The organism is Planctomycetaceae bacterium, from assembly GCA_041398785.1.
Taxonomy (GTDB): Bacteria; Planctomycetota; Planctomycetia; order Planctomycetales; family Planctomycetaceae; genus JAWKUA01.
This window is the reverse complement of record JAWKUA010000015.1, coordinates 113,600-139,040: the sequence shown is the minus strand read 5'-3', so window position 1 is coordinate 139,040 and position 25,441 is coordinate 113,600. Positions and strand designations below refer to the sequence as shown.

General features: G+C 60.2%; 17 protein-coding genes. 11 read left to right on the top strand and 6 right to left on the bottom strand.

Translation table 11 applies throughout. From position 1 onward, the window contains the following. Positions 1–2 precede the first annotated feature (2 nt). The 4 genes from R3C19_17815 to R3C19_17800 form a co-directional block, all read right to left on the bottom strand. On the bottom strand, positions 3–1,163 hold the full coding sequence (locus R3C19_17815; GenBank protein ID MEZ6062200.1) for a family 16 glycoside hydrolase: 1,161 nt from the start codon (positions 1,161–1,163) through the stop codon (positions 3–5). Positions 1,164–1,332: 169 nt separating this feature from the next. Beyond that, positions 1,333–1,671 (bottom strand): DUF1805 domain-containing protein, encoded by a 339-nt coding sequence (locus R3C19_17810; GenBank protein MEZ6062199.1) that lies wholly within the window; start codon positions 1,669–1,671, stop codon positions 1,333–1,335. A gap of 115 nt (positions 1,672–1,786) precedes the next feature. Further along, the gene (locus R3C19_17805) at positions 1,787–3,832 is read right to left on the bottom strand and encodes a UvrD-helicase domain-containing protein (protein MEZ6062198.1); all 2,046 of its coding nucleotides are present in this window, start codon (positions 3,830–3,832) and stop codon (positions 1,787–1,789) included. Between the two features lie 185 nt (positions 3,833–4,017). After that, positions 4,018–5,262, bottom strand: a complete 1,245-nt coding sequence (locus tag R3C19_17800) for a VCBS repeat-containing protein (protein ID MEZ6062197.1) — start codon at positions 5,260–5,262, stop codon at positions 4,018–4,020. Positions 5,263–5,389: 127 nt separating this feature from the next. Between R3C19_17800 and R3C19_17795 the strand changes: the two genes are divergently transcribed. Then, complete coding sequence (locus R3C19_17795; GenBank protein ID MEZ6062196.1) at positions 5,390–9,106, top strand: glutamine synthetase adenylyltransferase; 3,717 nt, start codon at positions 5,390–5,392, stop codon at positions 9,104–9,106. A 44-nt stretch (positions 9,107–9,150) separates the two neighbouring features. Here the strand turns inward: R3C19_17795 and mazG are convergent, their stop codons facing one another. Further along, the gene (gene mazG, locus R3C19_17790) at positions 9,151–10,098 is read right to left on the bottom strand and encodes a nucleoside triphosphate pyrophosphohydrolase (protein MEZ6062195.1); all 948 of its coding nucleotides are present in this window, start codon (positions 10,096–10,098) and stop codon (positions 9,151–9,153) included. A gap of 316 nt (positions 10,099–10,414) precedes the next feature. Between mazG and R3C19_17785 the strand changes: the two genes are divergently transcribed. From R3C19_17785 to R3C19_17745, 9 genes are all read left to right on the top strand, one after another. After that, positions 10,415–11,230: an alpha/beta hydrolase gene (locus tag R3C19_17785; protein MEZ6062194.1), complete on the top strand. Its 816-nt coding sequence runs from the start codon at positions 10,415–10,417 to the stop codon at positions 11,228–11,230. A gap of 270 nt (positions 11,231–11,500) precedes the next feature. Beyond that, positions 11,501–15,301: a methionine synthase gene (gene metH, locus R3C19_17780; GenBank protein ID MEZ6062193.1), complete on the top strand. Its 3,801-nt coding sequence runs from the start codon at positions 11,501–11,503 to the stop codon at positions 15,299–15,301. Positions 15,302–15,424: 123 nt separating this feature from the next. Next, the gene (locus tag R3C19_17775; protein ID MEZ6062192.1) at positions 15,425–15,877 is read left to right on the top strand and encodes a hypothetical protein; all 453 of its coding nucleotides are present in this window, start codon (positions 15,425–15,427) and stop codon (positions 15,875–15,877) included. A gap of 378 nt (positions 15,878–16,255) precedes the next feature. After that, positions 16,256–17,695, top strand: coding sequence for a KamA family radical SAM protein (locus tag R3C19_17770; GenBank protein ID MEZ6062191.1), 1,440 nt, complete (start codon positions 16,256–16,258; stop codon positions 17,693–17,695). 3 nt (positions 17,696–17,698) lie between these two features. Then, entirely contained in the window at positions 17,699–18,208 is a 510-nt protein-coding gene (locus R3C19_17765; GenBank protein ID MEZ6062190.1) for a YkgJ family cysteine cluster protein, read from the top strand. Beyond that, positions 18,193–19,215: a D-alanine--D-alanine ligase gene (locus R3C19_17760; protein ID MEZ6062189.1), complete on the top strand. Its 1,023-nt coding sequence runs from the start codon at positions 18,193–18,195 to the stop codon at positions 19,213–19,215. Before R3C19_17765 ends, R3C19_17760 begins: the two co-directional genes overlap by 16 nt. 103 nt (positions 19,216–19,318) lie before the next feature. Then, positions 19,319–20,482: a hypothetical protein gene (locus R3C19_17755; GenBank protein ID MEZ6062188.1), complete on the top strand. Its 1,164-nt coding sequence runs from the start codon at positions 19,319–19,321 to the stop codon at positions 20,480–20,482. A gap of 40 nt (positions 20,483–20,522) precedes the next feature. Continuing rightward, positions 20,523–22,265: a histone deacetylase family protein gene (locus tag R3C19_17750; protein ID MEZ6062187.1), complete on the top strand. Its 1,743-nt coding sequence runs from the start codon at positions 20,523–20,525 to the stop codon at positions 22,263–22,265. Continuing rightward, entirely contained in the window at positions 22,255–22,773 is a 519-nt protein-coding gene (locus R3C19_17745; protein ID MEZ6062186.1) for a GNAT family N-acetyltransferase, read from the top strand. Before R3C19_17750 ends, R3C19_17745 begins: the two co-directional genes overlap by 11 nt. Before the next feature lie 36 nt (positions 22,774–22,809). Here R3C19_17745 and R3C19_17740 read toward each other — a convergent pair whose 3' ends face one another. Next, entirely contained in the window at positions 22,810–24,375 is a 1,566-nt protein-coding gene (locus tag R3C19_17740) for a mercuric reductase (protein MEZ6062185.1), read from the bottom strand. 258 nt (positions 24,376–24,633) lie between these two features. On the opposite strand from R3C19_17740, the gene R3C19_17735 reads away from it, so the two are divergent. Beyond that, positions 24,634–25,437 (top strand): cytochrome P460 family protein, encoded by an 804-nt coding sequence (locus tag R3C19_17735; protein MEZ6062184.1) that lies wholly within the window; start codon positions 24,634–24,636, stop codon positions 25,435–25,437. Positions 25,438–25,441 lie beyond the last annotated feature (4 nt).

The following is a 25,441-nucleotide window of genomic DNA, read 5'->3' as shown; positions in this document are numbered from 1 at the left end:
GACTATGGCTTTCCCGGCAACTCTCGAACGTAGATGTTGGCAAATTCCGTCGGCCCGAAAGCGCTCAGAGACAAAGACCCCGAAGCGGTCGGGGGAACGCTGATTTCACCGCAGTCGACGTCGTGTCCGTTGACAGTCAGCGTCAGATGGTCGCCCGCAATGCTCCCTTCAAGGCGGTTCCACTGACCCGCTTCCTGCAAATGTTCCCGGACTGACTTCTGGTCGGTGAGACTGATCTGAACAGCGCCGTCATCGTTGTCGCGCAACCACAGCACGGCTTCGCTGTCCGGCTTCTTCAGCCTGACATCGACGACGAATCCGAAGTCCCGATATTCGGCCGTCGTGCTCAATGTTGAGCCGGGGCCGCCTTCCGTGCCGTCGAAGGACAACACCCAGTCGCTGGATTTCCAGTGATCCGCGTCGTCCGTCTTCCAGCCGGAAAGATCCAGGCCCGTATAGATCGACCGATAGCCGCGATTGGCGATGGCCACGTGTTCGGCCGGCACGTCGCCGCCAGGCAGTTCCCGAATGCGGATGTTGCGATAGTCAACAACACCGCCTTCCGATTCCAGACAGATGTACCCTTTGCGAGGACTGCAGTCTCGCCCGCTGGTGACCTGCCGGCCGTTGACTTCCAGCTTCAGAGTGCCGTCGATTCCTGTAATGCGGTAGTGGTTCCATTCGGGGCTGGGTTTGGAACGTTCTTCCGTGGGGAATGCACGCGAACCGCCGCGTCCGTTGTCGGGCGTCATCGTGGCTCCGTGAATCGGGAAGATGTCACCGTGAGTCGTATGGTGCTGACTCTGCCCGTAGGCGTTTTCCAGAACCTGAACTTCAATGCCGCGGTGAAACGGAACGCCGCGAGCCGTAATGTCGTCGGCCCAGATAAACACGCCCGCATTGCCGCGAGGAACCATGTGCCGCCATTCCAGTTCCAGCACGAAGTTCTGATACATCTTTTCCGTGCGAATCTCTCCGATCGGTCGCCCCGTGCATTTCAGCATTCCGTCTTCGACCGACCAGGTCTGCGGCGGTGTATTAACCAGAACCCAGCCGTCGAGATTCGTTCCGTTGAACAGCGGACGAAAGCCATCCGGCGATTCGTCCGCGAGACTCGTCGCGGAAGCCGCCAGCAACGCCGCGACCACTATCACGTTCTTCATGGTGAAACGCCTTTCCTGCTGAATCAAATCGGCCGCCGCCGCGATCGAAGAAGTCACGGCGCCGGAATCTTCCACGGACGGTCGTCTGCCGTTCAGGTTATCGGGGTCCGTGCAGCACGTCCATCACCGCGCCGAGTTGCGATTGGCGCAGTCCGGAGGCGCGAATGCGCTATTGGTCGGAATCCGCCTGCAGCATTCGTCGCAGAGCTTCCAGTCCCGTCATTCCCGGCGCGATTCCCAATTGTTCAGCGGCGCCGCTGACGGCCACGATACGTGCTTCGTAAAGGTCCTCCGGCTCGCGCAGCGGATGATCGGGAGTCCCCCGCGCAATCGCGAACGCCATTCCGAATTTGTTGGCACATTCAATATCGTAGATGCCGCAGCCGACGACTCCGCGTGAAGTGTGAATCGCGCAGTATTGTCCGCCGTTCCAGGCATAGGACGCTCCGACAGCCGTGCCGAAGTCCGTTGTCAGTTCCCGATGTTCGGCTTTGGGCAGATTTGGCATCGCGAGAATCCTCCTTCATGGCGTCGGAAAACCGGGACAGAAACCCGGTCGGTCGTCCGCATCGCACGGACTGACAACGACCGGAACCGAGATGATCGCCATCCTTCCGGCGGACTCAAAAAGGCGGATCATCGTTGTCATGAGGAATTCGAATAGTCATTGGTTCACGCGGCGAAGGCGGTGTCTGCGATTCTTCGTCATCGCCCACGTGTTCTTCCTGCAGGACGGTCCCGGGGTCCTTCTGCATTTCGAACAGGAATCGCGAACAATTCGAATCGCGGCGTTTGCCCCATTTCATGCGGGACTTCGCGCGCGTCAGTGTCAGGTAGTCCATCGCACGCGTGACTCCAACGTAGGCCAGCCGGCGTTCTTCCGCGATATCCTTTTCCAGATTGCTTTCGACGCTGCGTTTGTGAGGCAGCAGCCCTTCTTCCATGCCGACCAGGTAGACTCTCGGGAATTCCAGTCCCTTGGCCGAATGCAGCGTCATCAGAGTCACAACGTCGGGGTTTTCTCCCGAATCCGTTTCGTCGTCGCGGTCCATCAGCGCAGTGGTTTCCAGGAAACCGGCCAGAGTCGGGTTGTCTTCGCGTTCCACATATTGCCCCATGGAATTGACGAAGTCCTGCAGCACGGACTTGCGAATTTCCTGCTGAGATTCGTCCTTGTAGTGTCGTTCGATTTCGGCGTCATAGTTGACTTCCTGCAGCAGCCGGCGAGCGATCTGCGCCATGTTCGCCGGCTGATCGCGCATCGCTGCCTGGTAGCGTCCCAGCAGAATTCGAAAGTCCCGCAGCGCGACGGATGCCTTTTGAGGAATCGCTCCGGACGCGACGGCATCCGGCAGCACGTCCCACAGGCTTTCGCCCCGCGAAACGGCCAGAGCGATCAGCTTTTCGGTGGTGGTTTCGCCGATGCCCCGAGCCGGCGTGTTGATGATGCGCAGCAGCGACACTTCATCCTTTGGCATCGCCAGCGCTTTCATGTAGGCCAGAGCGTCGCGGATTTCCTTTCGGTCGAAGAATGACTGACCGCCGACAAGCCGATACGGAACATTCAGCCGCCGCAGTTCCGTTTCGAAAAGTCGCGGCTGCTCATTGGTGCGAAACAAAATCGCCACATCCTTCGGCCGGACTCCCAGTTCGCTGATCAGGTAGGCGATTTCCCGAACGACGTTTTCCGCTTCTTCCGTTTCATCCTTGTAGGCAAGAATCCGAATCGGCGAACCCTGGTGCTTGTGAGCAATCAGCTTCTTGTCATGCCGGTGGCGATTGTGCTTCACCAGTCGATTGGCAACTTCCACGATGCGGTCGGTGCAGCGATAGTTGTTCTCCAGACGAACCGTTTTCGTGCCTGGGAAGTGCCCGCCGAAGTTCAGGATGTGTTCGACCTCCGCGCCGCGCCAGCCGTAGATGGACTGGTCATCGTCGCCGACAACGCAGATATTGCCGTGAGCGGCGACAAGCCTTTCGACAAGTTCAAACTGGACGGCGTTGGTGTCCTGGTATTCGTCAATCTGAACATGATCGAACCGCGACTGGTGCTTCTGCAGGACATCCGGATGTTCACGAAACAGCCGCGAAGTCAGCAGCAGCAGGTCGTCGAAGTCGACGGCTCCCGTTGACCGCAGTTGCTTCTGGTATCTGCGATATCCCATGGCGGCCAGAAAGTCGAAGTCCGATTCCGCATAGTCGCCGGCCTGGTCTTCGGTGACACCGGCCATCTTCCAGCGGCTGACACGGTTCAGCAGATCACCGGGTTTCATGGCCTTGTCGCCCAGCCGGATTTCCCGCAGAGCCGTACGGGCCGCCGATTCCTGATCGCCGCGGTCGTAGATCGCAAAGCCCTTCGGATAGCCCAGAGAATCGATGTTTTCGCGCAGAACCCGCACGCAATACGCGTGAAACGTGGACACGGTCGGTTTCTGCTGCAGTCGCCGGCCGATCAGCGCGAACGCGCGTGCGCGCATTTCGCGAGCGGCCTTGTTCGTGAAGGTGACCGACAGAATGCGGTCGGGCCGAATTCCGCTGGCGATCAGGTTCGCCATGCGGTAGGTGATCACGCGAGTCTTCCCGGTCCCCGCTCCCGCAAGCACAAGCAGCGGCCCGGAAAGCGTAGTCACAGCGTCGCGCTGAGGGGCGTTAAGTCCGGCGAGGTTCACGTGAACGATGGGCGATTTGTGCGACGGGTCGGATGAGCGAGAAACGGGAAGCTGAGTGTGCAGTGGTCAGCGGTCAGTCGTCAGTCGTCAGTCGTCAGTATGCAGTTTTGAGATTTGAGATCTGAGATTTGAGATCTGAGATCTGAGATCTGAGATTTGAGATTTCAGATCTCGACGTCGCTCCGCTATTTCTGCAGCAGTACGTTTACACCTTTCTTGTTGGACAGCACGATGTCCGGCTTTCCGTCATTGTTCATGTCGTGAATTTCGAACTGAGTGCCGACGCCGGTTCCTCGCCCGGCGACGATTTCGTGAGCGGCGATGGACGGTGCCTGGCCTTTTGTCCGCTTGACTTCGTACCAGTACATCACAACCGGATCATGTCCGCCGGGGTCGGCACCGTTGTGAGCGAAGAATCGTTTGCCGGTGACGTAATCAAGCTGCCCGTCGCCGTTGATGTCGACCGTTTCCATCGCGTGAGTCTGCGAGTACGACTTGTCGACGGTATGCAGCGTCCACGGTCCGTCGCCGTTGTTTTCTGCCCACCAGACTCCGTAGGTATGCGCGGAACTGAGAAACAGATCGGCGTCTCCGTCCTGATCCAGATCGTCGACGTAGATGTTGGCCGAATGGGGCAGCGGCTGTTCGGCTCCGTCCACCAGAATGCGAATCGTGTGAAACTTCCAGGTGCCCGACTCCTTCAGATCGCCGGGCGACTGCCACCAGCCGTGAGGAATGACGATGTCGGTGTGACCGTCGCCGTTCATGTCTCCGGCTCCCAGACCGTGGTAGTACTTAAACGTGCCGTTATCCAGACCGCGGTTGGGGTTGTCGGCGGCTTCAGCGCTCGGCAGGCTGACGGCGTGAAAGGGAAATTTCCCGTTTACGCCGTCGGCGGGCGGAACAGTCACCAGACCGATCTGTGCTTCCGGCTGAGAACCCAGGATGAACTCCGGCACACCGTCGCCGTTCAAATCTTCGAAGTCCGGTGATTCGTTGCAGACACTGGTCCAGATCACGGATTCCTGCCAGTGAACGTCGGAGTCACCGGGATTTCGGTACCAGTGAAAGGGATCGCCGGGAAAACCGATGATGACCGCGTCCTGCCAGCCATCGTGATCAAAGTCCCAGGCAAAATTCACAAAGCTGTTGCTGTAACCCTGTCCGGCGACGAAATCACCCGGCTGACGCACTTCGTGAAGCTTCCACTTCTGAGCGTTTGCGTGATCTGCGGAATCGGCGGCCGGAGCTTCGTACCAGACGTCGCCGGCAATCACGTCGGGAGTTCCGTCCCTGTTGAAATCGGCGGCGGCGACACCTTCGGAGCGGAATCGTTCGTCCAGCTTGATGCGGACCCAGTTGCCGTCTTCATCGGCAAATGAACAAGACACGGTGACGGCGGCAATCAGGCAGGTCAGCAGATTTTTCATTGCAGTGGCGCTCGCGACAGGCGTTTTCAGGTTGGATTTCGGAAGCGAAAACCTGGTGGGAACAGCCGCAGCATAACCTACGATACGGGGAAGAAAAACGAACCGCCCGTTCGAGTTCACGCGTTGCATGCTGCCGCCGTTTCACAATCTGATTGAGTCAGAATTCGCGCCGAACTGCCGGCTGATGGCTGCTGCGGGATTTGCCAGGCCGGACGCCGCCGTGAAGTGTCTGATGCGGCTGAGGGTCGCGTCTGATGCCGGACGCCGCAAGCCGGTCGATTCGCAGCAGCGGACTGTTCCGGCATGGTTCAGGACGCTGAAACGAATTCTGTCGGAGGCTCCTCATCCCGAAATCGTGCTCAACACGCTGGACCAGTTCGTTCGAAACGCCCGGCCGCCGCAGAATCCGCTGCTGCTGTTTGAAAGGTCGCCGCGATCACTGGATCTGTTGTCGCGGCTGGCCTGCGGAAGCCCGTTCCTGACGCAGATTCTGCTGGCCGACCCGGCGGCACTGGAATCGCTCGCGTCGCGGCAGCGCACCGCCGACATGAAGCCTCGCGAACAGTTTCTGGAAGAAGCCGATGCCGCCATCGCCGACCAGCCGACGCTGATTGCCCGACTGTCAGAACTGAGGCGGTATCAGAAGTCGGAACTGCTGCGCATCGGAGTCTGCGATGCCTTCGGACTGCTGGATCTGAAGGTCGTCACGCTGCAGATTTCGCTGCTGGCCGACGCGATGGTTCAGGTGTGTCTGCGGCTGGCCTGCGAACAGCACAACGTCGCAGCCTCACCGTTCAGCGTACTGGCACTGGGAAAACACGGCGGCGAGGAACTGAACTACAGCTCGGACATCGACCTGGTGCTGATCGGAGACAGCGATTCCGGCACTGCGCAGAAGATCGCACGGTCGATGGTGGACGGACTGGCCGGCAACCTTCCGACCGGTTTTCTGTATCGCGTCGATCTTCGGCTGAGACCCTGGGGAGTCGCCGGTCCTCTGGTCAGTACGCCGGAAGCGTTTCATCGTTACCTGCTTGAGGACGCTCAGCTTTGGGAACGTCAGGCTCTGCTGAAAGCCCGCGTCGTGGCCGGCAATCCGGAACCCGGAACCCGGCTGCTGAAAACGATCGCGCCGCAGCTTTTCACCGCGTCACCGGAACAGGTCCGCAATAGTATTCAGACCATGAAGGAACGCATCGAAATCGATCTGCAGCGTTCCGGCAGGCTCAATACGGAAGTGAAACTCGGAGCCGGCTCGATTCGCGACATCGAATTCTTCGTCCAGTCGCTGCAGTTGATTCACGGTCATCGGCATCCGGAGCTGCTGTCGCCGAATACGCTCGACGCACTGGTTCGGCTGACGGAAGGCGGGCTGATCGATGCGGCCGTCTACCGACAACTACGGGAAGGCTACATCTTTCTCCGAGCCGTGGAACACGCGCTGCAGTTGCTGCACAACCAACAGACTCACCAGCTTCCAGCGCAGACCGAACAGCGCGAATGGCTGGCGCGGCGACTCGACTATCCCGACGGAACAACGCTGCTGAATCGTTTCGGTGAGCACCGCAGGGCCGTTCGATCGGTTTTTGAGAACCACTTTCAGCCAGTCGACCGGCCGGAAAATTCGCGGCCTCTCATTCGGCAGCAACCCGGATCACCGCCAGCGGCGACGGGCACGGAACTCAGTCCGGAGGAACACGGCGGCGGGCAGATTCCCGCGGCGCGGCAGGCTCTGGTCGACCGGATGTTTGCCGATCTGCAGCAGGGCAGGCGGATTCGCGTCGCCGCGGTACCGGCCGACGCGGATTCCGGCGAGGGAACAACAGGACTGGTCGTGTGCTGTCACGACGTCACCGGACTGCTGTCAATGGTCTGTGGCGTGCTGTTTGCCGAAGCGGTCGACATTCGCCGTGGAGAAGTATGCAGCGGTGTGGTGCAAAGCGGCAGCGGTCTTCGAATTCCTCCCGAACGGTTCTTGGCAGTCCTGCAGGTGCGATTGTCCGAAAAAGAACGGTCCGGCTGCCGAAAGCCCCTGGCCGAACGGCTGGAGTCCCGGCTGTCGGAGTTGCTGATTCGACAGCAGTCCGGCGAAATGGACGGCATTCGCGAAGAACTGCTGGAAGCGTTCTGCGGGCGAGTTCGTGCGCTGTCGTCCGGCGCTGCAACGACGGCCGCGCCGCCGGCCGCCGACGTGAAGGTTTCCATGCATGAACGGCAGCCCGGCGGCCACACGATTATCGAAATCGCCGGACATGACATCTTCGGGTTTCTGTTCGAACTGTCGAACGCCCTGGCAATCTGCCGCTTCAGAATTCGTCGAGCGGAGATCGAAACGAACCGCGACCAGGTGCGCGACGTGCTGCATGTCACCGAGGTTGACGGCAGCCCTGTTCAGGGACCAAAGCGGCTGGAAGAACTGCGAACCGCCGTCACGCTGATCATGCAGTTCACGCACTGGCTTCCGTCCAACAGCGACCCGGCATTCGCATTGCTGAAGTTTCGTGATCTGCTGCAGAAGCTGCTGGCCGATTCGGACAATTCCGATGACGTGGCCTCGCTGTACCAGCCGCGCGTGCTGCGAGCCGTCGGTCGCGTGCTGGGAATGAGCCGTTTTCTGTGGGACGATTTTCTGCAGGGACACCATTCCGATCTGTTTCCGCTGCTGGCCAACACCGATGAACTCCGCAGACCGTTAAGCCGCGATATGCTCGCCGATGAACTTGCCGAACGGCTGAAGACATCGCAGTCGCCGGCGGAGACGTTGAACACGTTCAAGGATCGGCACCTGTTTCGAATCGATCTGCGTCATGTGCTGGGCCACTGCCGACCGTTCGGTGCGTTTTCCGAAGAGGTCACGGAGCTGGCCGAGGTTGTCGTGTCGGCGGCCGTGACGCTGGCGCGAGACGAACTTGTCGCCAGGCACGGAACGCCGCGGACAACCGGGGGCAACAACTGTGATTTCTGTCTGGCGGCTCTGGGAAAATTCGGTGGCGTGGAAATGGGCTTCGCTTCGGATATCGAAGTCCTTCTGATCTATTCCGAACACGGCCGGACGTCCGGCGACAATTCCGTGTCGGCCGCAACATTCTTCGAACGGCTGATGAAGCGCGTCACGGAAATCATCGTCGCTCGCCGCGCCGGCATTTTTCAGATCGACCTCCGGATGCGACCGTACGGTCAGGCCGGTTCCGCCGCCGTGCAACTGGACGAATTCTGTCAGTACTACGCGCCGGAAGGAGACGCGTGGCCCTTTGAACGGCAGGCTCTGGTCAAACTGCGGTGCCTGCCGGCGGAAGACCGTTTCTCGCAAACGGTCGCCGATCGGTGTGCCGCCGCGATCTACGGTTTCCCGGCCTTCGACTTCGACGCGATGCGCGGAATGCGAGAACGACAGACGCGGCAGCTTGTGCGGGGAGGAACCGTCAACGCAAAGCTCAGCGAAGGCGGGCTGGTCGATCTGGAATACGCGGTGCAGGCGCTGCAACTGACGTTCGGTCGCGCTCGGCCGGAATTGCGCACATCGAATACGCTGCGAGCCCTGCAGGCCGCGCTAACCGCTGAGCTGATTTCGTCGGCCGAACACAAGGCCGCCGTTGACGCCTATGTGTTTCTCCGGGAACTCATCGACTGCCTGCGCATGGTCCGCGGCAATGCACTCGACCTGACCGTCCCGGCCGCCGAAACCAGCGACTATCGCCACCTGATTCGCCGGATGGAAATCGTTCACGGTACGCAATTCACGATGGAACGGCTGGAAGCTCAGATGCAGGCCGTCAAACGATTCGCCGCGACGGTGGAACACATCTGCGCCGCCGGAGCAGCTCCCGCATCCGACCGCCGGTGATTCGTGTTTCTTAACCGGAGGGCCGGCGGCATCCGATTCCGAATCTATCGGGACTCCAGAGCCTTCGCTTTCTGGTAGGCGTCTTCCATCTCCGCCAGCGTGGCGTCTTCCATGGACTTGCCGGCTGCTTTCATTGCCGCTTCAATCGCCTGAAACCGGCGGGAAAACTTCGCATTGCTTTTCCGCAGCGCTTCTTCCGGATTGATGCCCCAGCGGCGAGCGATATTGGCCAGCACAAACAACACGTCTCCCAATTCGCCTTCGACCTTTTCCCGCTTTCGATCGCAGGGAATATGTTCGTCGGGCACGACCGGCGGCTCGATGCCGGCCGGAACGTGCGGGATCTGCCCGCCGTCGAAAAGTTCGTGAGCGAACTCGCTGAGTTCTTCGTTCAGCTTGTCAAACAGCATGTGTCGATCGGGAAAGTCGTAGCCCACGGAAGCCGCGCGCGCCGCGATCCGCGCCGCCCGCGCCAACTGCGGCAGCGCAGCCGGAATGCCGTCCAGACAGGATTTGCGATGCTGCTTTTCCGCGGCCTTGACCGTTCGCCAGTGCTGTTTGACGTCGTCGGTCGTCTCGGCATTTTCGTTACCAAAGACATGCGGATGACGGCGAATCATCTTGTCGGCGATCTGTGTCACAACGTCGACCAGATCGAACCGTCGTTCATCAGCGGCAATCTGAGAATCCAGCACCACCTGCAGCAGCACGTCGCCAAGTTCTTCCTGAATGGCGTCGTTGTCGTCGGCGTCGATGGCTTCCAGAAGTTCGTACGTTTCTTCCAGCGTGTACGGCTTGATGGTGGCCATCGTCTGCTGCCGATCCCACGGACAGCCGCCCGGAGCCCTCAACCGCGCGATGGTGTCGCACAGCCGCTGAAACTCGGGCAGCAGCCGAGCGAAATCCGGCGGCTGGCCGCCTTCCGTCGAATTTGACAACTCGCCCGGACCGGCGGAATCTGCAGAACGGGTCAATTCTCTGGCAATCGTCATGGAAACACGCCTCTGGCTGATTCTAGCTGATACGTCCGTAGACATCCGGTTTTTATCAGGACTAACCGGAGAATACAGACCGCCACAAGGGAACCACGGGCGTATTTCATCGCCGGTCCCGCGCTGCCGACCGCGCAAGCTGTGCTTGACGTGTCTTCACTGTTTCCAGGATCGTTCCGAGATGCCTGACTTGCGAGATCGTCGGACAAATCCGCTTCCGATGCGATAGGTACGGTTGCAAAGGAACGGCGGCAGGTTTTTTTTCGCCGTTTGCCCTGATCGGCTCGCGCCTGTTGCCTCACGGGAGGCTGAACTCATGCCCAGAACCGCATCGGTGTTGCTGCTTCTGCTGTCGTCCGGTTGTGCGTCGCTGGGATCGTACTCGCCACTTCACCAGCTGGAACAGGCACTCGTCTACCAACCGGAAACGCTGCCCGACACTGGTTTAGAAAAGCTGCCGGCGCGCGTCGAAGAAGTTTGGATCGACGGTGATACGGGCGTCAGACTGAACGGCTGGTTCGTCGAAGCGGATCGTCCGCGCGGAGTCCTGTTGTACTGCCACGGCAACGGAGGAAGCGTCAGGAGCTGGGGGCCGGTTGCCGTGGAACTGCAGCGAAAGCATCAGTTGTCAGTCCTGGTATTCGACTATCGAGGCTTTGGTCGCAGCACGGGTACGCCATCCGAAGAGGGTATCGTCGCGGATGCTCGGGCGGCGAGAAGATGGCTTGCGGATCGAATGGGAGTTTCGGAGCAGGACATCATCCTGATGGGCCGATCGCTTGGTGGCGCGGTTGCCATCCAACTGGCTGCGGAAGACGGCTGCAGAGGTCTGGTTCTGCAAAGCACGTTCAAGTCGCTTCCCAGTGTCGCCAGACGGAGCGCGTGGTGGCTGCTTCCGGATCTGAATATGCAGAATCGGTTTCCGTCAATCGATCGAATCCCGCGCTATCAGGGACGCGTACTCATCAGCCACGGAGATGCCGACAGACTGATTCCTGATTCCCACGGCCGAAAGCTGTACGAGGCCGCTCCCGGCCCGAAGGAATACATTTCCATTCCGGGCGGCGACCACAACTGCGAATCGACCGAAGAATTCGCGCACGCGCTGGATCGGCTTGTGGAACAGACCTGACCACCGAATTCATAGACGGTCAGTGGTGAACTCGTCGCTCTGCGGTCTCGCTCGGAAAGGCGGAGCCTTCCTGGAAGTGCGTTTCAGGGCGGAAGCACTGAAACGAGACGAATGCCCAAACCCCGAGCGCAATCTCCTTTGAGGATGTTCCCGAAACACCGAATCCGGCTGTGGCCGGGAATCGCGGGTTTCGACCCCTCTACGCCACGTCTAGAATGCCCGGCCGCTGCCCACCTCTCAACCCGCAACTCTCAGCCCTCAACTTCCTCCATGCCTGACATCCGCGAACTGCTTGACGAACGCATACTGGTCATCGATGGCTCGATGGGCGCGCTCATCATGGCCAACAACCCGGACGAAGCGGGATACCGGGGCGAGCGTTTCAAAGACCATCACATCGACGTCCGCAACGCGACCGACCTACTGGTGCTGACGCAGCCTGACCTGATCGCCGGCATTCACCGGCAGTATCTGGAAGCCGGGGCCGACATCATCGAAACGGATACCTTCAACGCCACGATTGTCGGGCTGAAGGAATTCGAGCTTTCGCATCTGACTCACGAAATCAACAAAACCGGTGCCGAACTGGCTCGTTCCATCGCCGACGAATTCACGGCGAGAAATTCGAAGAAGCCACGATTCGTCGCGGGCAGCATCGGGCCGACGAACGTGCAGCTTTCGATGAACGCGGACGCTCCCGGAACACGGCCGATCAGCTTCGACGACATGGTCGAATCGTATGCCGAGCAGGTCCGCGGCCTGCTGGACGGCGGCGTCGACCTGCTGCTGCCGGAAACCAGCTTCGACACGCTGAACATGAAATCGTGTCTGTTCGCGATTTCGAAAGTGTTCGAAGAACGCGGCGAAGAAGTGCCGGTGATGATTTCCGGCACGATCTTTCAGGGCGGAGTCACGCTGCTCGGCCAGCATGTGGAAGCGTTCTACACGGCGGTCGAACACTTCCCGTCTGTCAGCGTCGGCTTCAACTGCGGTCTGGGACCGCAACAGGTGAAGCCGTACCTGCACACGCTTTCCGACATGGCGACACGCTACGTGTCCTGCTATCCGAACGCCGGAATGCCCGACGGCATGGGTGGTTTCGACAGCAGCGCCGCGGAATTCACGGAAGCACTCCACGGAATCGCGAAGGCTGGCCTGGTCAATATTGTCGGAGGTTGCTGTGGCACCAATCCGGAGTACATCCGACTCACGGCCGAAGCCGTCGCCGGTCTGAAGCCGCGCAAAATTCCGACGGGCACCGGCTGGTCGACGTATTCCGGATTCGACTTTCTGGAACTGCGTCCGGATTCCAACTTCCTGAACGTCGGCGAACGTACCAACGTCACCGGTTCGCGCCGCTTTGCTCGTCTGATTCGCGAAGAAAAATACGACGAAGCGATCGAAGTTGCTCGCGATCAGGTTGACGGCGGTGCTCAGGTGATCGACGTCAACCTGGACGAAGGTCTGCTGGACGGCCCGCGCTGCATGGAAAAATACCTGTGGCTGCTGCACGACGAAAACATCCGTGTGCCGATCATGATCGACAGCAGCGACTGGAACGTCATCGAAGCCGGCCTGAAGTGCGTCCACGGCAAGGGCATCGTTAACAGCATCAGCCTGAAGGAAGGCAAAGAAAAATTTCTGCAACAGGCCCGCCTGATCCGCCGCTACGGAGCCGCCGCCGTCGTCATGGCGTTTGACGAAACCGGTCAGGCCGTCGAGTGCGAAAACAAACTTCGCATCTGCAAGCGAGCTTACAAGCTGCTGACCGAACAGGCTGGCTTTCCGCCTCAGGACATCATCTTCGACGCCAACATTCTGACGGTCGGTACTGGCATGGAAGAACATGCCAACTACGCCGTGGAATTCATCGAAGCCGTTCGCCGCATCAAGCAGGAATGTCCCGGTGCGAAGACGTCCGGTGGAGTCAGCAACGTCAGCTTTTCGTTTCGCGGCAATAACGTCGTTCGTGAAGCGATGAACGCCGCGTTTTTGTATCACGCCATCGCTGCCGGGCTGGACATGGGCATCGTCAATCCGGAACAGTTGGAAGTCTACGATGAGATCGATAAGGAGCTTCTGGTCTACATCGAAGACGTTCTGCTGAATCGTCGCCCCGACGCAACGGAGCGGCTGATCGATTACGCCGAAACCGTCAAAGCCAAAGCCGGCGGCGAAAAGAAAACGCTGGAATGGCGCAGCGGCACCGTCGAAGAACGCCTGAAGCATGCACTGCTGAAGGGTCTCACGGACTTCGTCGACGAAGATACAGAAGAAGCGCGTCAGAAGTACGGTCGACCGCTGAACGTGATTCAGGGACCGCTGATGGACGGCATGAATGTCGTCGGCGAACTGTTCGGCGCGGGCAAGATGTTTCTTCCCCAGGTCGTGAAGTCGGCTCGCGTGATGAAGAAGTCCGTCGCGTGGCTGGAACCGTTCATGGAAGCGGAAAAGGCGGCCAAACTGCGAGGCGACGATCTTTCGATTCAGTTCACCGACAACGGCCTGTTCAAGGGAACGCGTGACGAAGCCGTCGGTCTTGCCAATGAAGCCGAGAAGTCCATCGATTCGGCAGTCGTCGAACAAAGCAATCGCGGCACGTTCCTGATCGCCACTGTCAAAGGCGACGTTCACGACATCGGCAAGAACATCGTGGCCGTCGTGCTGCGGTGCAACAACTTCAAGGTCGTTGACCTCGGTGTCATGGTGCCGTGCGAAAGGATTCTGGAAGAAGCGAAGAAATGCAACGCTGACATCATCGGACTCAGCGGCCTGATTACTCCGTCGCTGGAAGAAATGATTGTGGTGGCTCGCACGATGCAGGAACAGGGCTGGACGCTGCCGCTGCTGATCGGCGGAGCCACCACGAGCGCGAAGCACACGGCCGTGAAGATCGCTCCGGCGTACGATGAGCCGGTCGTTCACGTCGGCGACGCGTCTCTTTCGGTCGGTGTCGTCGAAGCGCTGCTTGATCCGGATGCGAAACCGGCTTTCGTCGAAACGACCCGGGCCGCCCAGGAAAAAGCTCGAGCCGCGTTCGGCCAGCGTCAGCAGGCGAAGCTGGTTCCCTACGCCGACGCGCTGGCGAATCGCTTCACCGTGGATTGGTCGAACTACAAGCCGCCGAAGCCGGAATTCCTCGGCACGCGAGTCATCGAAAATCTGCCGCTGGAAGAACTGGTGCCGTTCATCGACTGGTCGCCGTTTTTCAGCTCGTGGCAGTTGATCGGCAAGTATCCGAAAATCTTGCAGGACGAAGTGATCGGCGAAGAAGCCCGCAAGCTGTTCGCGGACGCTCAGACGGAACTGGCTGCTCTGCTGAACGGCGGCCTGCTGACGGCCCGCGGCGTCTACGGATTCTGGCCCGCCAACAGCGACGGCGACGACATCGTGTTGTGGACCGATGAGACTCGCACGACCGAACGGATGCGGTTCCCGATGCTGCGTCAGCAATGGGAACGCGTGGGGCAGAAGGATTTTCGCAGCCTGGCGGACTACGTGGCACCCCGGAATAGCGACAAGGCAGATCAGACAGATCCGTCCGATCCGACCAATCCTGACTTCATCGGCGCTTTCGCAGTCACGGCTGGCCACGGCTGCGACGAACTGGTGAAGTCCATCGAAGCCGACGGCGATGATTACCGAGCGATCATGGTGAAAGCCCTGGCCGACCGCTTTGCCGAAGCCTTCGCCGAATACCTGCACGCCAGAGTCCGCCGCGAATGGGGTTTCGGTTGCGAGGAAGGGCTGTCCAATGAAGAACTCATTGGAGAGAAGTACAGAGGCATTCGTCCAGCGTTTGGCTACCCGGCGTGTCCCGATCACCTGCCGAAGGGACGTCTTTGGATGCTTCTGGACGCCGAAAACGCGACGGGCATGACTCTGACTGAAAGCTTTGCCATGTGGCCGGCGGCGTCGGTCAGCGGCCTCTATTTCAGCCTGCCCGAATCGCGATACTTCAGCGTTGACCGGATCACAAAGGATCAGGTAGAAAGCTACGCCGCTCGCATGATGATGTCCGTCAGAGAAATCGAACGCTGGCTGGCTCCGAATCTGGGTTATGAGCCATGACCATCGAAAAAGTCGTCAACCGAATTCGAATCGAAGAGGCTCCAAAGGACCGGGCCTACTGGCTGACTCGCCCACCCGCAGAACGCATCGCGGCGCTCGAAGCGATCCGCCGCGAGTACAACGATGCCCATTATGGACCTGGCACCCGACTTCAAAGAGTTTGTTGCATTATTAAACAAGCATGAAGTTCGGTATCTGGTTGTCGGCGGCTACGCGGTCGCGTTCCACGGTCATCCGAGGTACACGAAGGACTTGGATGTCTGGCTGGACGCGACAGCCGATAACGCGACTCGCGTGCTGAACGCGCTGGATGAATTTGGGTTCGGGGAACTGCAGCTTGCCGTAGATGATTTTCTGGTCCCCGGTTTTGTCATCCAGCTCGGCCGCCCCCCGAATCGAATCGACATGCTGACCAGCTTGAAGGGCGTTGATTTTTCTGAGTGCTATGAACGCCGAGTGGCGTGTCGTGCGGGTGAGATTGAGACCGACTTTCTTGACCTGGAGAGTCTGAAACGCAACAAGCGAGCAGTCGGGCGGCTGCAGGATCAGGCTGACCTGGATGAGCTCATCGAGTGAACGCGTCCGGACACCGCAGGCCACGGTGCGTCGACGCAGTGTTGCGGTCGTGCCGCAGTGATCCCGTAACCGCGTTCAGATTCAAGCGAGAGAGTCTCTGAATGGAGATGCCATGATTCCAGTCCGAACTGGTCGGCGATCGGCACTCGACATCCCGGTTCATGGTGCCTGTCAATGATGATTCACCGGTCCGCTGATCGGTTGTGCGCCGGGTTTCGGGGTGCCGGGAAGTGTCGAAATCTGGAAAGATTTCGGTAGACCTTGGGATTGACAATTCTTTAATTCCTGGTCGAATCCCGCACCTGTCGGATGTTGGCAACGGATCGCCTTCGCGAAAACCGTCAGCCGGGCTTTTGGGAACTCTTTTGGAAGCCTTGAATGCACAATGATGGTGTTGACCTCGGTCATGCTGACGACGTTTCTGCAAGCTGCGAAGACGAGCCTCCGGGATCGCAACTGACCGCAGCCGCAATTCACTTTGACGCTCAAAGATTCGAAATCGAAACGGTTGGTGGCCGGACCGTTTCTCCCCGCAAATCCGGCCGACGCAAAGTCACGCTCAAAGGCGACGCTCGCCTGTCCGCCGCCGCACTCGCCGAGCCGCGGCACGAAAGTCTTTCGATACTTTCGGTTCACGACCCCGCTGTCGTCGCACCCGTCCGCAAGTCGCCGCCGCGAAGGCGCATCGCCGTCAATCCCCGGACCAGGGCGTTTCGCAAACGCTTCTTCCCCGACGTGACCGAACGCCAGTGGAACGACTGGCGGTGGCAGTCGCAGCACCGCATCCGCCGGCTGGAACAGTTCGAGCGGATGGTGACGCTGTCCGATGACGAACGGAATGCGCTGATCCGCGGCGGCACGCTGCTGCCTGTCGGCGTCAGTCCGTATTACATGAGCCTGCTGGACCCGGACAATCCGCTGCACGCGCTGCGTCGAACCGTGATTCCCACGACCGATGAATTCATCCGCACGCCGGGTGAAGCCGACGATCCGCTGGGCGAAGACGGGCACAGTCCGGTCCCCGGCCTGGTGCATCGCTATCCGGATCGCGTGTTGCTGCTGCCGCTGGATTTCTGTTCGACGTATTGCCGCTACTGCACTCGGTCTCGCGTCGTCGGTCACGGCGAAATGGTGCCCAACGAACGTCGGCTGGAAGTCATCTTTCAGTATCTCGAACAGGCCACGCAGGTTCGCGACGTGCTGATTTCCGGCGGCGATGCTCTGGCGCTCAGCGATGACAAGCTGGACTGGATTCTGTCACGGCTGCGATCCATTCCGCACATCGAATTCGTTCGCATCGGAACGAAGATGCCGGCCGTATTGCCGCAGCGCATCACGGATGCTCTGGTGCGAACGCTTCGGCGGTATCACCCGCTGTGGATGAGCCTGCATTTTCTGCATCCGGAAGAATGCACGCCGGAATCGCGGGTTGCCTGTGAGCGGCTGGCCGACGCCGGCATCCCGCTTGGTTCGCAGACGGTGCTGCTGCGAGGCGTCAACGACAGCGTGGACACGATGAAGCAGTTGGTACACCGGCTGCTGCTGATGCGAGTCCGTCCGTATTACCTGTACCAGTGCGACCCGATCAGCGGGTCAGAACACTTCCGGACACCGGTCAGCAAGGGGCTGGAAATCATCGAAGGACTGCGCGGCCATACAACCGGCTATGCCGTGCCGAATTATGTGATCGATGCTCCCGGCGGCGGCGGCAAGATTCCGCTGCAGCCGGATTACACTCGGGGACGCGACGGCGACTGGCTGCTGTTGCGCAACTTCGAAGGCCGCGAATTCCGTTATCGCGACCCGCTGGAGGTCTGAGCGATGGCGGCGGAAGAATTTCTCTGCGTTCGCTGTGCGCGCTACATGAAGACGTGTTGCCAGACCTGCGACATCTACGCGACTCCCGGCGACGTCGAACGGATCGCTGAGTACACCGGAACAAGTGGTTTCACGGAATTCCGAACTCCCGATGATCCCCGGTACCTGGATCAGGATGACGACCCCGTCTGGCGCGATCACGTATTTCGCGGCGACGGAAGTCGTCGTGTGCTGAAGCGTCAGGCCACCGGCGACTGCACCTTTCTGGGCGAAAACGGCTGTCGGCTGCCGCTGGAAATTCGGCCGCTGATCTGCCGGCTGTATCCCTTCGACTACGACGCCGATGACCTGCGGGACGGTCTGTCCGAAGGCTGTCCGGTGGAACTGCTTCGGCCCGGCCAGGGGTTGCTGCAGGCTCTGGAAATGAACTCTGCTGACGCGCGGCGGTGGCATCAGCAGTTGTACCAGGAAATCCGCCGCGAAACAGGTGAGCACACATGCACATCGGCCTGACCTACGACCTGCGCGACGAATACCTGGCGGCCGGGTACTCCGACGAAGAAACGGCTGAGTTTGATCGCGCGGACACGATCGACTCGATCGCCGACGCACTACTGGCGCTGGGGCACGACGTGGACCGCATCGGGCACGTCCGGCAGCTTGTGCCGCGACTGGCCGCCGGCGACCGCTGGGATCTGGTGTTCAATATCTGTGAGGGCTTGAAAGGCACCGGGCGGGAAGCTCAGGTGCCCGCGATCCTGGACGCCTACGAAATCCCGTACACGTTCGCGGACCCCTGCGTGATGTGTGTGTGTCTGGACAAGGCCGTCACCAAAAGCGTCGTGCGAAATGCGGGCCTGCCGACTCCAGGATTCGCCGTGATCGCCAACGCCGACGACGTTGCTCAACTGCCGCCGCTGCGATATCCGCTGTTCGCCAAGCCCATCGCGGAAGGTACCGGCAAGGGCGTCACGGCGGCGTCCCGAGTGAATGACAGCCGCCAGTTGAATATCGTCGCACAGCAGTTGCTGGAACAGTTCCATCAGCCGGTACTGGTGGAAGAGTTCCTGCCGGGCCGCGAGTTCACCGTCGGAATTCTGGGCACCGGCCGCAATTCGGCCTGCCTGGGCACGCTGGAAATCGTGCTGCTGGAAAACGCCGAAGCCGACGTCTACTCGTACATCAATAAGGAACGCTGCGAAGAACTGGTCGAATACCGGCTGGTCCGTGCCGCCGACGATGAACAGGTGCGGATGGCCGAACAGATCGCGCTGGCGGCCTGGAACGTGCTCGGGTGCCGGGACGGCGGACGAATCGATCTGCGCTGCGACGCGGACGGTCAGCCCCAGTTTCTGGAAGCGAATCCGCTGGCCGGACTGCATCCTTTTCATTCCGATCTGCCCATGCTGGCGACAGCGCTGGATATCAGCTACGACGAACTCATTGAGAAGATCGTGCTGTCCGCATCGGAACGCTGCGACAGCAAACCGGCCCGGCTGCTGACCGGTTCGCGGCGATAACGCGGGGAACTCGAACCATCGAACAGCGCCAAGTACCCGCCGTGGCATCCGGTACTGCCTTCGTTCAGATTTCCCGTCCGGCCGATCTGTCAGAAAGTCCAGCGTGCGAGTTGTCGTGCTTCACAATGCCGTCAGCGCCGATTCGGCGGTTGACGAACAGGATGTCCTGACGCAGCGAGACGCCGTAATGCACGCACTGCGCGCGCTGGGACACGACGCCACCAGTCTCGGCTGCACGCTGAATCTCGAAGACACGCGCCGGGAACTCATCGACCGCCGGCCGGACGTCGTCTTCAATCTGGTCGAATCGCTGGCGGGCACGGATCGACTGATGCCGGCCGCCACGCTGCTGCTGGATTCGCTCGATATCCCGTACACCGGCGCCCACACCGGGGCGATACTGGCGGTTTCCGGAAAAACGGACGCAAAGCAGCGGCTTGTTCAGGCGGGCCTGCCGACTCCCGCATGGTTCGATTCCCGCGCGAACGATTCTTCAAAGACGGGCGAGAAATCGAATCCCGCCGATACGGCCGAGTTCCCGTCACGCTGGATTCTGAAGCCCGTCTGGGAACATGCATCCATTGGCATGGACGACGATGCCGTCGTGGACGTTCGAAACGCGGATGCACTGAGGTCACTGTGCCGACAGCGGGAGCGGCAATTCGGCCGTTCCTATTTCGCAGAACAATACATCGACGGCCGGGAGTTCAACCTGTCAATGCTCGCAGGCCAGGTGCTGCCAGCTGCTGAAATCGACTTTTCCGCGTTTCCGCCGGCGAAGCCCAGAATTGTCGGGCACCAGGCGAAGTGGGAACAGGACTCGTTTGAGTATCAGCAGACGCCTCGCACGTTTCATTTTCCCGACAGCGACCGGCCGCTGCTGGACGCGTTGGATCGCAATGCCTGCCGCTGCTGGGAGCTATTCGGATTGAACGGCTTTGCTCGAGTGGACTTCCGAGTGGACGAATCGGGTCGCCCGTGGGTTCTTGAAGTGAACGTGAACCCCTGCCTGTCTCCCGACGCCGGCTTTGCGGCAGCCCTGGAACAGAACGGGATTGGCTTCGATACCGCCGTTCAGCGGATCATCGACCAGGCCCTTTTGCCGGGTGCCGCGACGACAGCAGGCGACTGGCCGGACAACCGCGCCGCGGGACTGTTCATTCCGGCAGGTTCGACCTGCCGAACAGCAGTCGGTTCGGACTCACGATTCGGCGACGCGGAATCCCCGGCACGATCGGCTTCAACGCGGGGTTCAGGGTCCCGGTAACGCTGTTGCCCGGCGACCGGGCAGGAAAAGACTGCTTCTCATGTTTCGCATCCGCCGAATTCACGATGACGTTCTGCCGGTCAACAAGTCGGCGCTGAGCGAAGTGCGGCAGATCTTTGTGGAACAGTTCCCGGACGCTTCGACAAGCGACATTGATCCGCTGGCGGAGCGGCTGCGCAATCCTTTTCGCAAGCGGTTTCGGACGATCCTGCTGGTCGCGGAAAACTCCCGCAACCACGTCGTCGGCTTTGCGATCGTGCTGCATGAACCGGAAATCGGATTCTGCTATCTCGACTTTCTGGCTTCGGGAAAAGACGTACCGGGGCGGGGCATCGGTGCGGCACTGTACGAATACGTCCGGGACGAAGCCGCAGCGCTGGGAAATCACGGACTGTTCTTCGAGTGCCTTCCCGACGATCCGGATCGCTGCGCCGACCCGGCAATCCGCAAACTGAACGCCGCTCGACTGAAGTTCTACGAACAATATGGCGCTCGGCCGATCATCGGAACGTCGTATGAACGGCCCGTTCCCGGCGGTGATTCGGACAATCTGCCGCACCTGGTCTGGGACTGCCTGGACCGCGAAGCATCGCTGTCACGGAAGTTCGCCAGGCTGGTCGTCAGAGCGATCCTGGAACGGAAATACAGCGATCTTTGTCCTCCCGAGTATGTTCGGAAGGTGGTAAATTCCTTCCACGACGATCCCGTGCGGCTGCGCGAGCCCCGGTATTTCAAGTCAGCCTCGGATCGCAGACCGGCGATCGCTCACGGTCCGGAACTGATCGCCGTGACAATCAACGACCGGCATGACATTCACCACATCCGGGAACGCGGGTATGTGGAGGCACCGGTTCGCATCAATGCCATCCGCAGCGAACTCGAGGCCAGCGGGATTATCGAAACAATTCCCGTGAAGGAACACTCGATGCAGCAGATTCTTGAAGTCCACGACGCGGATTTCGTGGAATATCTGCGAGCAGCCTGCCATAACGCTCCCGAAGGCAAGTCGATTTACCCGTACGTGTTTCCGATCCGCAATGCCACGCGGCCTCCGTGCGAACTGACTGTTCGCGCTGGCTACTATTGCATCGACACCTTCACACCGATCAATCGCAATGCTTTTCCGGCCGCCAGGCGAGCGGTCGACTGCGTTCTGTCTGCGGCCGACGCATTGCTGGACGGACGCCGGATCGCCTACGCACTGGTTCGGCCGCCGGGACATCACGCGGAACGGCGATCGTTCGGCGGATTCTGTTACTTCAGCAACTCAGCGATCGGAGCAAACTACCTGAGTCAGCACGGACGGGTGGCGATTGTTGACATCGACTACCACCACGGCAACGGCCAACAGGACATCTTTTACGAACGAAGTGATGTGTTGACGATCTCAATTCACGGCGATCCGGATTTCGCCTACCCATATTTCACGGGGTTTGCCGATGAGCGAGGCTCCGGAGCAGGCGAGGGATTCAATCTGAACATCGTACTGCCAGAAGCGCAGGACGGAGCGCAGTACATCAAAGCGCTGCGGCAGGCGATTGACGCAGTTCGACGATTCGACCCGGCGTTTCTGGTAATCGCACTGGGTCTGGATCCCGCGAAGGGCGACCCGACCGGGACGTGGTCGCTTTCCCGCAGCGACTTCGAAGCCAATGGACGTCTTCTGGGTGAACTGAAACTTCCGACACTGGTCGTTCAGGAAGGCGGATACCGAACTCGAACGCTGGGAAAGAACGCTCGCGGCTTCTTTCAGGGACTGGTTGCAGGTGTCCATGCTCACTGAACAACGGCAGCCGCCATCGCCGCCACCGGTGCTTCGCGATACCGTCACGATCACCGACCGCCACGCTGTGCGCAGAATCGTTGACAGCACACATTTCTTTCGCGACGACGAAACGGCCGTCGCCGTGGAACTTGTGGACGAGTATCTGGCGAAGGGAGAACGGTCGGGCTACCGCTTCGTCTTTGCGGAAATCGACGGCACAGTCGTCGGCTACGCCTGCTTCGGCCCCATCGCCTGCACGATCGGCAGCTTCGATCTGTACTGGATCGCCGTTGATCCGAAGCACCAGGGATGCGGTCTGGGACGAATTCTGATGGCCGAGACCGAGCGGCGGATTCGCGACTGCGGCGGCCGGCAGATCTACATCGAAACGTCCGGCCGACCGGATTACCTGCCGACGCGGGTCTTTTACGAACGCTGCGGCTACACGGTCGCGTGCGTGCTGCCGGATTTCTACGAACAGGGCGACGACAAAGTGGTGTGGAACAAAGTCTGCCGCGCTTCGTAGCACGCGGTGCCGAGAGGCGTTGTTCGGTCGAGCGCTCTATCGCGTGAAGCTCAGCCATTTGCCAAGCAGCGATTTGACGAGCGGGGTCAGCCGCGTTCGATTGTATTCGTCGCCAAGCCTGCGGATCGCTTCGGCCTGAGTCGGATAGGGGTGAATCGCGCTGCCGATCGCGGACAGTCCGACTCCTTTCGACAGACGCAGCACCGTCTTCCATTTCGGGACGCGGGCGTTCAGCGTCATCGCCAGAGACAACTCGCCGATCATGTCGCCCGCGTTCTCCGCTACGATGGTGGCTCCGACAATTTCGTCAGTTCCCCGGCGCACGTGAGCCCGCGCGAAGCCGCGAGTTTCGCCGTCCAGGATGGCTCGATCGACTTTTTCCAGCGGCACTTCAAACGTATCGATGTCGATGCCTTTCTGCCGCGCCTGATCGGACGTCAGGCCAACGTGCGCGAGTTCCGGGGACGTGTAGGTACACCAGGGAATCGTCAGCGAACTCAGCTTCGACCGCCCGAAGAACAACGCATTGCCGATCACCGCACGTGCCATGAAGTCCGCCGCGTGAGTGAACTTGAATTGCGAACACACGTCTCCGGCCGCGAAGATCGCTGGATTCGTCGTCTGCAGACGATCGTTCACCGTGACACCCGCGCGGATGTCAAATTCGACTCCGGCGGCTTCCAGTCCCATGCCTTCGACGTTGGGAGCGCGGCCGATGCCGATCAGCACCTTATCGACGACGCATTGGTGTTCGCGCCCGTCCTGCCGGTAGCAGACGCTCGTTTCGTTCCCGCGCTGCTGCATGCGAGTCGTTTCCGCATTCAGCAGGATTCGAACTCCGTCGTCGCACAGAGCCTGCTGGACAATCCGGGCTGCATCGGCTTCTTCTCTGGGCAGGATGTGCGGCCCGCGCTCGATCTGTGTGACGTCGCTGCCAAATCGAGCGAAGGTCTGCGCCATTTCGCAGCCGATCGGACCACCGCCGATCACCGCCAGGCGACGCGGCAGTTCGGTCAGGGAAAACACCGATTCGTTGGTCAAAGGCCGGACGTCGTCCCAGCCGGGAATCGGCAGTTCGGCGGCCCGGGCTCCCGTGCAGATGACCGCGCGCCGAAACGTCAGCGTCCGGCCATCGACTTCGACCGCGTTGCGCGACGTGAATCGGCCATCGCCGAGATACACGTCAACACCCAGACTCGAAAACCGCTGCGCGGAATCGTGCGGACTGATTCCGGCCCGCAGTCTTCTCATGCGTTCCATCACAGCGGGAAAGTCGGTGTTTATGCCGTCGGGAACCTTCACTCCGAACCGTCCGGCGTCTCGAACCGCCGCCGCCACCCGCGCGGCGCTGATGATTCCCTTCGACGGGACGCAGCCGACATTCAGGCAGTCGCCTCCCATCAACTGCCGTTCAATCAGGGCGACCTTCGCTCCCAGCCCGGCAGCAACCGCAGCGGTCACCAGACCTGCCGTTCCCGCGCCAATCACGACAAGGTTGTAGCGGCCCGAAGGCACCGGATTCTTCCAGTCCGGCGGAGCGACGCTGGCCTGCAGCCTGCGGTTATGAACATCAAGCGGCTGCAATACGATGGATGCGGTCATGGTGCGACTTTCGGTCAGAGGCAGGTGCCTGCCTGGAACAGGACGTGTGGCAGAACATTATTCCGATCCGACGATCAGACGGGAAACTGACCGGCATGGCCTGTAGACTTCGAAGTGCGGACCATTCAGCTTTCCGTGGTGCCGCTCGTGCAAGACGACTGAGAAGTCGTGACAAAACCCGGATGACTGACGCTCATCCGGCCTCTTGTCGGGAGGTATTTCCACGATTCTTCGTTCCGTGGTTGAAAGCATCGTGCCATGTTTGTTCGCGTATTTCTGATCTTCGCCGCTGTTGTAACTTCCGCGCAGGGTCACGCCCTGTTCGGACAGTCCATCCAGTACGGCACGCCAATCTACAGCGATTCCGCAATTCCGTCCGATGGATCAATCATTCTGTACGGCGACTCCGGAATTCCGTCGGGAAGCACAATCATTCGATCGGGTGATTCCGGAATTCCGCCGGGAAGCACGATCATCCGGTCCGGCGACTCCGCCATTCCGTTTCGCGATTCGCAGATCCCCGGCGGCGATATCACAATTCGCCGGGAATCACCCAGCGGGGCTCCACTCCAAGAGGCAGCTTCGCGCGCGGAAAAACGACTGCCGTTCGACCAGTTCTTCTGGCGGTATCTGTCGGACAGCCGCTACCGTCTGTGGGCACCGCCTCCGGGAACAAACGGTGACGCATACTACGGCCGCGAGCCCCACGGATCGCTGCTGAAGATGTATCTGAATCGCAAGGCTGTCGGCCGACCGGACGAACTGCCGGACGGTTCGATTCTGGTGATGGAAAGCTTCGAAGCTGACGGGGAGACGCTGCGGGCCGTTGACGTCATGTACCGATCTGACGGGTACAACGCGGGTGCCGGCGACTGGTACTGGGCCAGCTATTCTCCGGATGGCAAAGCCGAGCGAATGGAAACCGACACTGGTTCCGAAAAACTGGCCGGGCGCGTCAGGACCTGCATCGAATGTCACTCGCGCGCTCAGGGCGGTGACCTTGCATTCTTCAACGATAGAAACGATGCCGGCGCCGAATCACCGGCACTCAGCGAACGATAGGAAT